Raw genomic sequence first — 13939 nt, 5'->3', positions numbered from 1 at the left:
AAACCTTAAAACGTCATGCTGAGCGCGGCCGAAGCAGCTTTCCCGCTTCGCTGCAAGAGCATTGAGTAGTTGAGCGGGAGAGCTGCTTCGGCCGCGCTCAGCATGACGTTTTTATTTTGACGAGCTTCATCCAGTTACAACCCACTCGAATTCCCACCCTTCAGCACCCATTTTTATGCCTTCTTTACACAATCGATTGTGCGGTGTAATGGCCTTTTTCAGCCTCTCTTCGGCCGCGCTGGCCCAGAGCGTGCCGGCCGGCCCGCCCACGCTGGGCGCCACGGTGGGCGGCAACCCCATCATCAAAAGCAAGTACACCGCCGACCCGGCCGCCATGGTGCAAAAAGGCACGGTGTACCTCTACACCGGCCACGACGAGGCGCCCGCCCGCCAGGAGCGCTACGTGATGAACGAGTGGCTCTGCTTTTCCTCGACCGACATGGTGCACTGGACCGAGCACCCGGTGCCGCTGAAGGTGACGGATTTTGCCTGGGCCAAGGGCGATGCGTGGGCGTCGCAGGTGGTGGCGCGCAACGGCAAGTTTTACTGGTACGCGGCGGTGGAGCACGGCACCATTCCGGGCAAGGGCATTGGGGTGGCGGTGGCCGACAACCCCACCGGGCCGTTCAAGGACGCCCGCGGCACGGCGCTCATCAGCAGCGACATGACGCCGGAGGACAAGATTGGCTGGGCCGACATTGACCCGACGGTCTTTATCGACGGCAAGGGGCAGGCGTACCTGTTCTGGGGCAATACGACGTGCTACTACGCCAGGCTCAAGCCCAACATGACGGAGCTGGACGGCCCCATCAAGGCCATTAAGCTGCCGCAGTTTACGGAGGCGCCGTGGGTGCACGAGCACAACGGCTGGTACTACCTGAGCTACGCCTCGCAGTTTCCCGAAAAAATAGTGTACGCCATGAGCCGCAGCCTCGACGGGCCGTGGGAATACAAGGGCATTCTGAACGAGGTGGCGGGCAATTCCAACACCAACCACCAGTCCATCATCGACTTCAAAGGCCAGTCGTACTTCATCTACCACAACGGCGGCCTCAACACCGACGGCGGCAGCTTCCGCCGCTCGGTGTGCATCGATTACCTCTACTACAACAAAGACGGCACCCTGAAGCGCGTGGTGATGACGACCGAAGGCGTGAAACCGGCCGAATAATTCGCGGCCTTCGGCGCGAGCCCTGCCGAGGCTTTTCCACTGCGCTCATTTCTTCTTTGCTTTCCGTCATCTTCAACTCCCACCCGCTCATGACTCCCAAAAAACTCCTTGCCCTGCTGTTGGTGCTGCTGTGTCTTGCCCCGGCGGCGCAGGCCCAATCCCGCAAAGGCCGCGCCCCGCAAACCAGCACGGCCGCCGGGCAGCTCTGGCCGGTGGCAAAAGCCAACGCCTGGTACGCCCAGCACAAGTGGATATCGGGGGCCAACTTCATTCCCAGCACGGCCATCAACCAGCTGGAAATGTGGCAGGCCGCCACTTTCGACCCGGCTACCATTGACCGGGAGCTGGGCTGGGCCGAAGGCATCGGCTTCAACACCATGCGAGTGTTTCTGCACCACCTGGCCTGGCAGCAGGACCCGGCCGGCTTCAAGCAGCGCCTGGACGCGTACCTGGCCCTGGCCGACAAGCACCGCATCCAGACGATTTTCGTGTTTTTCGACGACTGCTGGAACAAGCAGGCCAGCCCCGGGCCCCAGCCCGCGCCCAAAACCGGCATCCACAACTCGGGCTGGGTGCAGGACCCCGGCGAGCCCACCTCGCGCGACTCGGCCGCCTTCATGGCCTTGAAACCCTACGTGAGCGACGTGCTGACGCGCTTCGCGCACGACAAGCGCGTGCTGATGTGGGACCTGTACAACGAGCCGGGCAACTCCGACAAGAAGGACACCTCGCTGCCGCTGCTGCGCAACGTGTTTGCCTGGGCCCGCGCCGTGAACCCCGACCAGCCCCTCACGTCCGGCATCTGGGCCTGGAACCTGCAAGCGCTCAACGCCTTCCAGGTACGCAACTCCGACGTGACCACCTACCACGACTACGAGGAGCCCAACTGGCACCAGCGCGTGATAGAGCTGCTGAAAACCAACGGCCGCCCGCTCATCTGCACCGAATACATGGCCCGCAGCCGCAACAGCCGCTTCGCCAACATCATGCCCTTGCTGAAAAAAGAGAACGTGGGCGCTATCAACTGGGGCCTGGTAGAAGGCAAAACCAACACCAAATACGCCTGGGACACGCCCCTGGCCGACGGCAGCGAGCCCCTGGAGTGGTTCCACGAGGTGTTCCGCCAAGACGGCACGCCCTACCGCCTCGACGAGGTGCAGGTCATCCGCAAAATGAACGGCAAATAGCGGCCTACTTCGCGTGCGTAGCCTCCACGGCCCGCCGCGTCACCAGGTCTACGTCGGTCACCTGCTGCGGAAACCAGACGGTCATTTCGCCCTTGCCGCGGTTGGCCCAGGCGTAGTATGGAATGGCCGTCAGGGTCTGGCGCACGGTGCTGATGGTGTTGGTGGCCGGGTCCACTTTCACCACGGGCACGGAGGCGGTGAGCTGGGTGATGCCGTTCAGCACCTCGGGCTTTTCGACGGCGGTGAAGGCCGTGCCGACCGGCACGATGATGTTGCTGGCCTTGCCCTCGTTGTCGGTCCACTCGGCGCAATACACCACCGGGCCGCGCTGCAGGGCCACTTTGCCCACGTTGTCGGGCACATTGGGGTGGGCCTGCACGGTGCGCACTTCCATGGGCAGGCTCACCTCTACCACGTCGTTCTTTTTCCACTTGCGGGCCAGCACGGCGTAGCCGTGTTGAAGGGCGTAGCTCACCGGCTTGCCGTTCACTTTGATGGTCACCTTCGCCGCCGAAGGCGTGGCAAACGTGTACAAATCAGAAGGCATGGCCTGGCCGCGCGCCCAGCCGGGAATGCGCACCAGCAGGTTGAAATCCGACGTGGCAGCATGCTCGACGGTGAACTTCAGGTCGCCGCTCCAGGGGTAATTGTTGGTTTGGGTGAGGCGCACGGCCTTGTTGTTCACGGCCAGGTCGGCGCTGCCGCTCACGAACAGGTTCACATAAATGTCTTTGCCGTTCTGCCCGTACACGTAGCCCGGCAGCGACGGAAACAGCCGCGCCAGGTTGGTGGGGCAGCAGGAGCACTCAAACCAGCCCACCCGCGCCGGCTCAGTCTGCGGGAAGCTGGCCGAGTTTTTAATCTGCATGGCGTTGGAGTAGAAGAAGGACTTGCCATCGAGGCCCACGCCGGAGAGCAGGCCGTTGTAGAGCACTTTCTCCATGATGTCGGCGTACTTCGAGTCGCCGTGCAGCTGGAACATGCGCTGGTTCCAATAGATGTGGGCCACCGAGGCGCAGGTTTCGTTGTAGGCCGTGGCGTTCGGCAGCTCGTAGTTCTGCCCAAACCGCTCGCCGCCGGGCACCGCGCCGGTGCCGCCGGTCACGTAGAACTTCTTGCTCACCATGTTCTGCCAGATGGTGTCCACGGCGGCCAGCAGCTGCCGGTCGCCGGTGAGGGCGGCCACGTCGGCCATGGCCGAGTACAGGTATTCGGCGCGCACGGCGTGGCCTTCGGCTTCCTTCTGGGCCACCACGGGCTTGTCGTCCTGCCAGTACTGGCCGTTGCGCCACACGTCCGGGCTCTTGGGGTCGTAGCCCTTGTATTGGCCGCGCGCCTCGAGGAAAAACTTCGCGGTTTGGAGGTATTCCGGCTTGCCGGTCACGCGGTAGAGCTTCACCAGGGCCATTTCCACGATTTCGTGGCCGGGCGCCACCACCCGCTTGCCCGGCCCGAACACGGAGCACACCAGGTCGGCGTTTTTGAGGGCGATGTTGAGCAGGGTTTTCTTGCCGGTGGCCTGGTAGTGGGCCACGGCGGCTTCGTAGAGGTGGCCGGCGTTGTAAAGCTCGTGGCTGAGCTCGCGCTCCTTTTCCCAGCGCTGCGCGCCCGCCCAGGGGTGCGGGTGGGCCGGGTCGATGGTGCGGGCCGTGTAGAGGTAGCCGTCGGGCTCCTGGGCCTTGGCCACCTTGTCAATCAGCACGTCCAGGTACGCCGCCAGCTCCTTGTCCGGGTACAGGCTGAGCGAGTACGAGGCCCCTTCCAGCGTCTTGTAAATGTCGGTGTCGTCGAAGGGAAACGTGGTGGCAAACTTGCCCGATTTGGCCGCCGCCATCTCAAAGTTCTTCACCCGATTAGTGGCCTCGCAGCGCTGAAACGACGCCGGAATGGTGATGGTGGTGTTGGTTTTGAGGCGCGGCTGCCAGAAGGCATCGGTCAGCTTCACCTTGGTGAAGGGCACGGCCTGAATGGGGTAGTCGGCGCGCTGCTGGGCCGGGGCCGGCAAGGCGCCCAGCGCCAGGCCCACGGCGAGCAGAAAAGGCATTGGCGAAGTCATGGCAGAGGCAAATGAGGTGGAAAACCCGGGCCGGGGGTTACTTCTTGCCCGGAATGCGCAGCACGGTGAAGGAATTGGGCGCCAGCGTGTAGCTCACCGTCGAGCCCGACACGGCAACTTTTTCTTCTTTCGGCGTCAGCTTTTTGGGCTCCCGAATGGTGTTCTGGGCGTTGAGGTCGTCGCTGGCCATCACCAGGGCGCGGCCGGTTTTGCCCACTTTTTTGGCGCCGGCCAGGTTCACCTTCACGGCGCGGGGCGTGGCGGCGTAGTTCACCAGCTTCACGATGACGTCGCCGGTGGGGGCGTCGGCCACGGCGCTGGCGAAGAGGTTGTCGGTGCCGTTTTTGGCATTGCCGGGCAGTTGCACGGGCAGCACGGCGGTGCCTTTGTTTTGGGCAAACAGCGTCTGCACGTAGTAGTTCACCGTGCCGTAGGCGGTCAGGTTGTCGAACCAAATCAGGTTCGGCGTCCACTGCCAGGCGTCTACGTGGGCCAGCATGGGCGCGTAGGAAGCCATGGCCACCACGCCGGCGTTGCGTTCCAGGCCGGTCATGAAGGCCGCTTCCGAGATGGCGCAGTCCCAGTTGTTCTTGTTGTCGGGGCTGGCAATGGCCACGCTCTGGGCGGCGTACTCGCCGGCGAAGATTTTGGGGCCGGTGCGGGGGTAGTTGTCGTAGCGGCCCACGTTCTGGCGAAACCACTCCGGCTTGGCGTAGTAGTGCTCGTCGATGTACTCGGCCTTCAGCTCGCGCAGCTTCAGCGTGGCTTTGTCGAATAAGTCGCCTTCCGGCGCGGGGCCGGCGCTGCTCACAATCTGCATGGCCGGGTACTTGGCCTTCACGGCCTTGGCAAAGGGCTCGTAGCGCTCCAGGTACTGGGGGCCCCATTGCTCGTTGCCGATGCCAATCATCTTCAGGTTGAAGGGCGCGGGGTGGCCCATGGCCGCGCGCTTGGCGCCCCAGGGGCTGCTGGCGGGGCCGTTGGCGAATTCAATCAAATCGAGGGCGTCCTGGATGAAAGTGTCCAGCGTGGGCTCGTCGCCCTGGCCGGCCGCGTTGGGGCCCTTGGCCGCGCTGATGGGCGCCAGCTCGGCCGAGTTGAACTGGCAGGCCATGCCCACGTTCAGGATGGGCAGCGGCTCGGCCCCAATGTCTTCCGACAGCTGGAAATACTCAAAAAAGCCCAGGCCGAACGACTGGTAATAGTCGGGCGTGTAGCGGTGCTTGAACTCCTTGTTCCAGCGGTTTATCATGGGCTTGCGCGAAGCCACGTCGCCGATGGTTTCCTTCCACTGGTAGCGGTTGTCGAGCGTAATGCCCTCCACGATGCAGCCGCCGGGGAAACGCAAGAAGCCCGGTTTCATGTCCTTGAGCAGCTGCACGAGGTCGGGCCGCAGGCCGTTTTCGCGCTTCATCCAGGTGTCTTTCGGGAAAAGCGACACCACGTCGAGGTCCACGGTGCCGGCGCCTTCCAGCGTCAGCTTGAGGCGGGCCCGCGCGGCGGTGGCCGACGGTTTCAGCACCACGGAGTACTTCTTCCACTCGGTGGTGAGGCCCGTGATTTGGGCCTGCACCAGCCCCTGGCCAGAACCCGGCGTTTCGGGGCCCGGGCCATTGCGGCCGGGCTCCTCCAGCGTCACGCTGAGGCCGCTCGCGCTGCCGGGGCCCTTGCGGGCGTAAATCGAAAACGTGTACTCGGCCCCCTGCTTCACGCCCATGCCGCGGAAGCCCTCGTTCACGAAGCCCGCATCCGGGCCCGCGGTTTTGGCGCTCAGTCGCAGGAAATGGTTGTTGGCGTTGCTGATGGGCCGGTCCGTCGACACGAGGTAGCTTTCCAGCCCCGCCGCGCCCCGGATGGCGCGCCAGCCGAGGAGGTGGTCGTCGGTTTCGAAGGACTTGTTCTTCACCAATTCGGGGTACAGGCCGCCGTCGGCCGCGAAGTTGATGTCCTCGAAAAACAAGCCGTACATGTTTTTCGAAACCGGCGCGGCCGGCTGGCTCACTTGCACGGTGATGGTGGCCGGGGCCGCGCTTTGGGCACGGGCCGCCGGGCCCGGCAGCAAACCGGCCAGGGCCAGGCCCGCGGCGCCGAGCAGGAAACGGGAACGAGAGTAGGTCATGGTTGGTGGGATTTTTTGTTTCACTGAGCGAAAGCGGAAAGCCAATTGAGCGGCGCAAACGGGCGCGTCGGCCCCGGCCCCTCTCCGGCGGAAGGGGGCACCAGACGTAATCGAAGGAAGCCCATCCGGTTCCCCTCTCCTTGCGGAGAGGGGGTCAGGGGTGAGGCGCCACGCCGGCGCGGCAGGAATTAGCGCCCGCCGAAGGCCACTTCGTTGTAGCGCAGCTCGTTTTTGAAGGTGCGCAGCTTGGTGTCGGCGTCGATGAGCACGAACTCGATGCCGGCCATCTCAGCGAAGTCTTCCAGGTGTTCGGCTGTCAGGTTCTGGCTGTAGCCGGTGTGGTGGGCGCCGCCGGCCAGTATCCAAGCGGCGGCTCCGACGGCCAGGCTGGGCTGCACTTTCCAAAGCACGCGGGCCACCGGCAGCTTGGGCAGGTCGGCGGCGGGCAGCACGGCTTCCACCTCGTTCACAATCATGCGGAAGCGGTTGCCCAGGTCCACGATGGTGGCATTCAGGGCCGGGCCGGCGGGGCAGTTGAACACCAAGCGGGCCGGGTCGGCCTTGCCGCCGATGCCCAGCGGGTGCACTTCCACCTTCACCTTGCCTTCGGCAATGCTCGGGCAAATTTCGAGCATGTGCGAGCCGAGCACCTGCTCGTTGCCGGGCTCAAAATGATAGGTGTAGTCTTCCATGAAGGAGTTGCCGCCGGGCAGGCCGGCGCCCATCACCTTCATGGCGCGCACCAGGGCCGAGGTTTTCCAGTCGCCCTCGCCGCCAAAGCCGTAGCCCTCGGCCATGAGCCGCTGCGTGGCGATGCCGGGCAGCTGGGCCATACCGTGCAGGTCCTCAAACGTGTCGGTGAAGCCTTTGGCGCCTTTGTCTTGCAAAAACTTGCGCAGGCCGGCCTCGATGCGGGCGGCTTCGCGCAGGCTCTCGCGCTGGGCGCCGCCGGCTTTCAGGTCGTCGGCCAGCTCGTATTCCTTTTCATAAGTAGCCAGCAGCTCGTCAATCTGGCTGTCGCTCACTTCGTTCACCACGGCCACCAAATCGCCGATGCCATAGGTGTTCACCTCGTAGCCGAACTTGATTTCGGCTTCCACCTTGTCGCCTTCGGTCACGGCCACGTAGCGCATGTTGTCGCCGAATCGCACGAAGCGGGCGCCCTGCCAGTCGGCCCAGGCGCAGGCCACGCGCGCCCACACGCCCAGGCTTTCCTGCACGGCGGCGCTCTGCCAGTGGCCCATCACCACTTTGCGGTTCAGCCGCATGCGCGTCCCGATGAAGCCAAACTCCCGGTCGCCGTGCGCCGATTGGTTGGTGTTCATGAAGTCCATGTCGATGTCGGCCCACGGAATGTCGCGGTTGAACTGCGTGTGCAGGTGCGCCAGCGGCTTTTGCAGGATTTTCAACCCGTTTATCCACATTTTGGCGGGGGAAAACGTGTGCATCCACGCAATCAAACCCACGCAATTCTCCGCCTGGTTGGCTTCCTGCATGAGCTTGTAAATCTCCTGCGGCGTTTTCAGAATGGGCTTGTAGACGATGTTGATGGGCAATTTGCTGCCCAGCTCCTCGGCAATCTGCTGCGAGTGGCGGGCCACTTCTTCCAGGGTTTCGGGGCCGTAAAGGTGCTGGGTGCCGGTGATGAACCAGGCTTCGTAGTGGGAAATGTCAATCATGGGGTGGAAGGGGAATGAGGCGGTCAGGCCGAGCGCCGAGAAGCATTTCGCCTGCGCAGGTAATCAATCGATTGTGTTGGCAAGGAAGCAGCACGCGGGGTGCTTCGCGACGCTCGGCCGGAGGTTTTGGTTGTGTAAAGGAGTTACGACTGTCCGTAGTAGGAATGCACGCCGTGCTTGCGCTCGTAGTGCTTGCGAATGAGGGCGTCCTTGAGGCGCGGCACCTCCGGCCGCAGCGTGCAGCTGAGGTAGGCCATGCGGGCCACTTCCTCCAGCACGGCGCTGTTGTACACGGCTTTGTCTACGGTTTTGCCCCAGCTGAAGGGGGCGTGGTTGGCCAGCAGCACCATTTCCACCTCGCTGGGCGAGAGGCCGCGGCGCTGGAATTCGTTGAGGATTTGCCAGCCGGTCTGGTGCTCGTAGTCGCCGGCAATCATGGCGTCGTCCATGGGCGGCGCGCAGGGAATGTCGACGGTGAGGTGGTCGGCGTGGGTGGTGCCGAGGATGGGAATGTCGCGCTGGGCCTGGGCCCAGGCCGTGGCGTAGGTGCTGTGCGTGTGCACAATGCCGCCGATGTGCTCCCAATGGCTGTAGAGCACGGCGTGGGTTTTGGTGTCCGACGACGGCCGCTTCTCACCTTCCAGCACATTGTTGGCGAAGTCGAGGATGACGATGTCTTCGGGCTTGAGCAGCTCATACGGCACGCCGCTGGGCTTGATGGCAAACACCTGCTTGTCGCGGTCGACCACGCTGGCGTTGCCAAAGGTGAAAAGCACCAGCCCGAGCTTGGGCAGCTGCATGTTGGCGTCGTAGCACGCCTGTTTCAGGTCCTGGTATTGGCTCATGCGGTGGTGATGGCGGGCGTTTCGGTTTCCATAACGGGCTCCTCGGACTGACCTACGGTCGCCGTCTCCACAAACCGGCCGAAGGCCTGGTACTGCGCGTAGCGGGCCTGGTAGTCGGCCACGCGGGCGGGGTTGGGCTCGTAGGTTTCGGCAAAGCCGCTGCCCATGGCCTTCTGGGCCGTCAGCACGTCGGGGTGAATGCCGGCGGCCACGGCCGCGTACATGGCCGCGCCCAGCGCCGGTGCCTGCTCCGACACGGCTATTTTGATGGGCCGGTCGAGCACGTCGGCCAGCGTCTGCATCACAAACTGCGACTTCTTGGCCACGCCGCCGATGCCGATGACCTGCTTGATGGCAATGCCTTCCTCTTCAAACCGCTCCACAATCTGCTTCGAACCGTAGCAGATGGCCTCTACCAAGGCCCGGAATACCTGGGGCGCGCTCGTGCCCATGGTCAGGTTCATCAGGGCGCCTTTCAGGGCTTGGTTGGCGTCGGGCGTGCGGCGGCCGTTCACCCAATCCAGGGCCAGCACCTGCGACTCGGCGGGGTCTACGGCGGCGGCTGCTTCGCTGAGTTGCACCAGCAGCGTGTTGCTCATTTCTTCGCGCAGGGCGGCTTGCAGCTCGGGCGTCAGCACCTTGGAGGTGCTCAGCACATGTTGCAGGGGCCACTCCAGCATCTGCCGGAACCAGGCCAGCAGGTCGCCAAAGGCCGACTGCCCGGCTTCGAGCCCCAGCATGCCCGGAATCACGGAGCCATCGACCTGCCCGCAGATGCCGGCCACGAGGTGGTCGCCCACTTCGCTGGTCGGCGCCACCACGATGTCGCAGGTGCTGGTGCCCATCACCTTCACCATCGAATAGGCTTCGATTTCGCCCGCCACGGCGCCCGCGTGGGCGTCGAAGGAGCCCACGGCCACCACCGTGGCGGGGCTCAGGCCCAGGCGCTGGGCCCACTCTTCGGAGAGGTGGCCGGCTACTTGGTCGGCGGTGTAGGTTTCGGTGAATAATCGATTGCGTAAACCGGCCAGCTTAGGTTCGAGGTGGGTGAGAAACTCCTCGGCGGGCAGGCCGCCCCAGCTCTCGTGCCACATGGCCTTGTGCCCGGCGGCGCAGCGGCTGCGCTTGAAGCTGGCCAGCTCGCCGCCCGTGAGCAGCAGCGTAATCCAGTCGCAGTGCTCCATCCAGGAGTGGGCGGCGCTGGCCACGGCGGCGTCCTCGCGCACCACGTGGGCAATTTTGGCCCAAAACCATTCCGAAGAATAAATGCCGCCTTCGAACTTGGTGTAGTCCTCGCCGCCCCAGGTGCGGGCTTTGTGGTTGATTTCGGCGGCCTCATCCAGCGCGGTGTGGTCTTTCCAGAGCACGAACTGAGCATTGGGGTTGTCGGCAAACTCGGGCAGCAGGCCCAGGGCCACGCCATCGGCATTCACCGGGCCGGGCGTGCTGCCGGTGGTGTCCACGGCCAGGCCTTTAACCTGGTCGGCGGGCACTTGCTGGGCCACGCGGCGCACCACGGCCTCCAGCCCTTCAATGTAGTCGAGCGGGTGCTGGCGGAACTGGTTTTTGGCGGGGTTGCAGTACTGCAGGGTTTTCCAGCGCGTGTAGTGGTGCACGGCCTGGGCTTTTTCGGCCCCGGTGCGGGCATCCACGAGCACGGCGCGCACGGAGTCGGTGCCGTAGTCGACGCCGATGACGTAGGCAGGAAGGGTTTGTTCCACGGGAGTGTCAGTTATCAGTTAACAGTGAGCAGCTATCAGTTTTAGGTGAGAGTATTTGGCGCCGACAAATTCCTCTATCGACGACTGTTCACCATCAACTGAAAACTGATTTTTTATTTCCGCACCCCGAACTTGTAGGTGCTCACGGTGTGGTAGGTCTCGCCCGGCTTCAAAATCGTGTTGGGGAACTTGGGCTGGTTGGGCGAGTCGGGGAAGTGCTGGGTTTCGAGGCAGAAGCCGGCGTGCTTGCCGTACACGGTGCCGCCTTTGCCCTTCAGGGTGCCGTCGAGGAAGTTGCCGGTGTAGAACTGGATGCCGGGCTCGTCGGTGGTCACCTCCAGGGTGCGGCCGGTGGTGGGCTCGTACACGGTGGCCGCGGCGTGGCTGCCGGTGGCCGTGTTCAGCACCCAGTTGTGGTCGTAGCCGCCGGGCACCTGCGCGATGCGCTCGCCGATGGCGTGGGGCGTGGTGAAGTCGAAGGGCGTGCCTTTCACGGGGCGCAGCTCGCCGGTCGGAATAAGGGTGGCGTCCACCACGGTGTAGCGGTCGGCGGGCAGCGTCACTTCGTGGCCCAGAATGTCTTTGCCGGCGCCGTGGTTCAGGTTGAAGTAGGCGTGGTTGGTGAGGTTAATCGGAGTGGCCTTGTCGGTGGTGGCCGTGTAGTCGATGCGCAGGGCGTTGTCGTTGGTGAGGGTGTACACCACCGTTACGTTGAGGTTGCCGGGGTAGCCTTCCTCGCCGTCCTTGCTCACGTAGCTCAATTTCAGGCTCTGGCCGTCGGCCGAGGACGCCGGCTCGGCCTGCCAAATCACCTTGTCAAAGCCTTTCAGGCCGCCGTGCAGGCTGTTCGGCCCGTTGTTTTTGGCGAGGGTGTACTCCTTGCCGTCCAGCGTGAATTTGCCGCCCTTGATGCGGTTGCCGTAGCGGCCAATCAGGGCGCCGAAGTAAGGGCCGGCTTTCTGGTATTCGGGGCTCTGGTAGCCGCTCACGTTGTCGAAGCCAAGGATGACGTCGCCGAGCTTGCCGTCCTTGTCGGGCACCAGCAGGCTGGTCAGGATGCCGCCGTAGTTGGTGATGGTGGCCTTCACGCCGCTGGCGTTGGCGAGGGTGAAAAGCTGGACTTCGGTGCCGTCGGTGGTTTTGCCGAAGGAGGCGGAGGTGGGCATGGCGGTGGTTTTCGTTTGGGCAGAATCGGCCGGGGCCGACGCCGCGGTGGTGGTGTGCTCAGCGGAGTTGTTCGACCCGCAAGCGGCCAGCAACAGCAGGCCGGGCAATGTTACGGCCAGCAACCCAGAACGACGAAGTGAAATCATGGAATACGAGGAATGAAATGAAGGCGTGAAACTAGCTGCCGCCGCAAGGTAAACCTTACTGTACCCTACTGCACGGTCTGTTTTTGAGTAAGGGAGGCCGCCCCGCGCTGCACCCGCACCTGGTAGATGCCGGGCGCCAGGCCGGCGGCCACGGCCAGCTGGCGCTGCTGCGGGCCGTAGCGGCGGCAATAAACCACTTTTCCCAGCAGGTCGGTCACCGTCACGGTGGTGGCCTCGGCGTTTGGCAGCGGGCCCAGGTCCACGGTGAAGGCGCCCCGCTCGGCCGGCACGGGGTAGAGGCTCACGCCCGCCAGCCGGGCGCTGCCGGCCGTGGCGGTAGTGGTGCCCACCGGCGTCACAAACCAGTGCTGGCAGGCGCAGCCGTTGTAGTCGAAAATGCCCAGCTGCGCGCCGGGTGCGGTGGAGGCAAACGGCACTTCCACCACGCGGTTGCTGCTGAGCGCGGCCAGCACCAGGCTGCCGTCGCTGGCCCGGTCGAGGTGGAACTGCTGGCAGTCCTGCCCGGTGTAGGTGCCGAGCTGCAGCAGCGCAAAGTTGGCATCGGAGCAGTTGGCCGTGCCGGCGGCCAGCCCGCCGAGCGCGCTCGTGATTTTGTAGTCGCCGTTGCCCAGCGCCGTGAAATCCCACTGCTGGCAGGTGCCCGCGGCGGGCGTGGCCTGCACAATGGCCTGGCCCGCGGCGCCGGTGCAGCCCTGCGACTGCCACACCAGGTTGCTGGCCGCCGGGCCCGCGGCAATGGTGAAGCGCCCCGCCGCCCCCGTGCCGCTGGCCGGTCCCAGCCAGTCGCGGCTCACCACGGGCCAGCCGGCGGCGCTCCAGGTCAGCTGGGCCAGCCCGAGCTTGGGCGCGCCATTGTCGTAGGAGTCGTAGTAATGGTGCGAGAAGTAGGTGGCGCCGTTTTCCTCAAAAATGCCGGTGTGCCCCGGCCCGCGGTAGCGGCCCGCGCCGCTGAGCAGCAGGGTGCCGCCGTTGGCATTCAGGTCGACCCCGTTCTGGTCCAGAAACGGGCCGGCGGGCGAGGCCGAGCGGCCCACCAGAATGCGGTAGGTGCTGCTGATGCCCTGGCAGCAGGTGCCCCGGTTGATGAACAGGTAATAAAAGGCGCCGCGCCGGGCCACGTAGGCGGCTTCCACGTCGCCGTTGGCCACGGCATTCTGGGTGGCGCCGGCCAGGGGCTTGCCGGTAGCGGCGTCGAGCTGCACGGTGCGGATGCCGCCGAAGTAGGACCCGTAGGTCATCCACAGGTTGTTGCTGGCGTCGCGGTAAACGGCCGGGTCGATGGCGTTCACGGGGCTGTTGGCGTTGGTCGAAATCACCTCGCCCTCGTCTACCCAGTTGTAGCTGGGGCTGGCGGGGTCCAGCGTGACGTTGGTGGCCAGGCCAATGGCCGACACCTTGGAGCCAAACGTGGAGCAGGAATAGTAGAGGTAGTACTTGCCGTTCTGAAACACGCACTCCGGCGCCCAGAAATTGCCGGCGAAGCCGGGCACTTTGGTGTTTATCCAGCCGGGGTAGGCGTTGTTCACAAACACGGCCCGCGGGCCCGGCGTCCAGTTCACCAGGTCGGTCGAATACAGGCTGTAAATGCCCTGGCCGGTGGCAAACACCCAATACGTATTGCCCTGCTTCACGATGGTAGACGGGTCGTGCACCCCGGTTAGCCCTTGCAGGGCGTGGGCGCGCGGCGCAGCCCCGCACCACAGCAACAAGAGCAGCAGGCGCAGGCAGTGGCGGCGGGCAGGGTTCGCGCCACGGGGCGCGGCAACCGGACTAGTAGAAAGCATTGGCGGTGGGAATTTGAAGGCGTGGAAGGAATTGAAGTCGGTC

Annotated in this window: 9 protein-coding genes; 2 read left to right on the top strand and 7 right to left on the bottom strand. The window is 64.4% G+C overall.

Translation table 11 applies throughout. From position 1 onward, the window contains the following. The first annotated feature begins 175 nt into the window (after positions 1-175). Together IC234_RS21225 and IC234_RS21220 are read left to right on the top strand one after the other, a co-directional pair. Positions 176-1171 (top strand): glycoside hydrolase family 43 protein, encoded by a 996-nt coding sequence (locus IC234_RS21225; RefSeq protein ID WP_223827836.1) that lies wholly within the window; start codon positions 176-178, stop codon positions 1169-1171. 89 nt (positions 1172-1260) lie between these two features. Then, entirely contained in the window at positions 1261-2358 is a 1098-nt protein-coding gene (locus IC234_RS21220) for a cellulase family glycosylhydrolase (RefSeq protein WP_190928695.1), read from the top strand. Between the two features lie 4 nt (positions 2359-2362). Here the strand turns inward: IC234_RS21220 and IC234_RS21215 are convergent, their stop codons facing one another. The 7 genes from IC234_RS21215 to IC234_RS21185 all read right to left on the bottom strand — a co-directional run bounded on the left by IC234_RS21215 (position 2363) and on the right by IC234_RS21185 (position 13896). Further along, on the bottom strand, positions 2363-4402 hold the full coding sequence (locus IC234_RS21215) for a glycoside hydrolase family 127 protein (protein ID WP_223827835.1): 2040 nt from the start codon (positions 4400-4402) through the stop codon (positions 2363-2365). Between the two features lie 49 nt (positions 4403-4451). Beyond that, a complete protein-coding gene (locus IC234_RS21210; protein ID WP_190928691.1) occupies positions 4452-6533 on the bottom strand; it encodes an alpha-L-arabinofuranosidase C-terminal domain-containing protein in 2082 nt (693 codons plus the stop codon). A 188-nt stretch (positions 6534-6721) separates the two neighbouring features. Beyond that, the gene (gene araA, locus IC234_RS21205) at positions 6722-8212 is read right to left on the bottom strand and encodes an L-arabinose isomerase (RefSeq protein WP_190928689.1); all 1491 of its coding nucleotides are present in this window, start codon (positions 8210-8212) and stop codon (positions 6722-6724) included. 143 nt (positions 8213-8355) lie between these two features. Continuing rightward, on the bottom strand, positions 8356-9057 hold the full coding sequence (locus tag IC234_RS21200) for an L-ribulose-5-phosphate 4-epimerase (RefSeq protein ID WP_190928687.1): 702 nt from the start codon (positions 9055-9057) through the stop codon (positions 8356-8358). Then, a complete protein-coding gene (locus IC234_RS21195) occupies positions 9054-10778 on the bottom strand; it encodes a ribulokinase (protein ID WP_190928685.1) in 1725 nt (574 codons plus the stop codon). The genes IC234_RS21200 and IC234_RS21195 overlap by 4 nt, the downstream gene beginning before the upstream one ends. Before the next feature lie 113 nt (positions 10779-10891). Continuing rightward, positions 10892-12091 carry an aldose epimerase family protein gene (locus IC234_RS21190; protein ID WP_190928683.1) on the bottom strand — a complete coding sequence of 400 codons (1200 nt, stop codon included), beginning with the start codon at positions 12089-12091 and terminating at the stop codon, positions 10892-10894. Positions 12092-12156: 65 nt separating this feature from the next. Continuing rightward, positions 12157-13896 carry a family 43 glycosylhydrolase gene (locus tag IC234_RS21185; protein WP_190928681.1) on the bottom strand — a complete coding sequence of 580 codons (1740 nt, stop codon included), beginning with the start codon at positions 13894-13896 and terminating at the stop codon, positions 12157-12159. Between the last annotated feature and the right edge of the window lie 43 nt (positions 13897-13939).

The organism is Hymenobacter armeniacus (assembly GCF_014699055.1).
Taxonomy (GTDB): Bacteria; Bacteroidota; Bacteroidia; order Cytophagales; family Hymenobacteraceae; genus Hymenobacter; species Hymenobacter armeniacus.
Note: the sequence above shows the minus strand (reverse complement) of the source record. Positions and strands in the feature narration are given on the sequence as shown.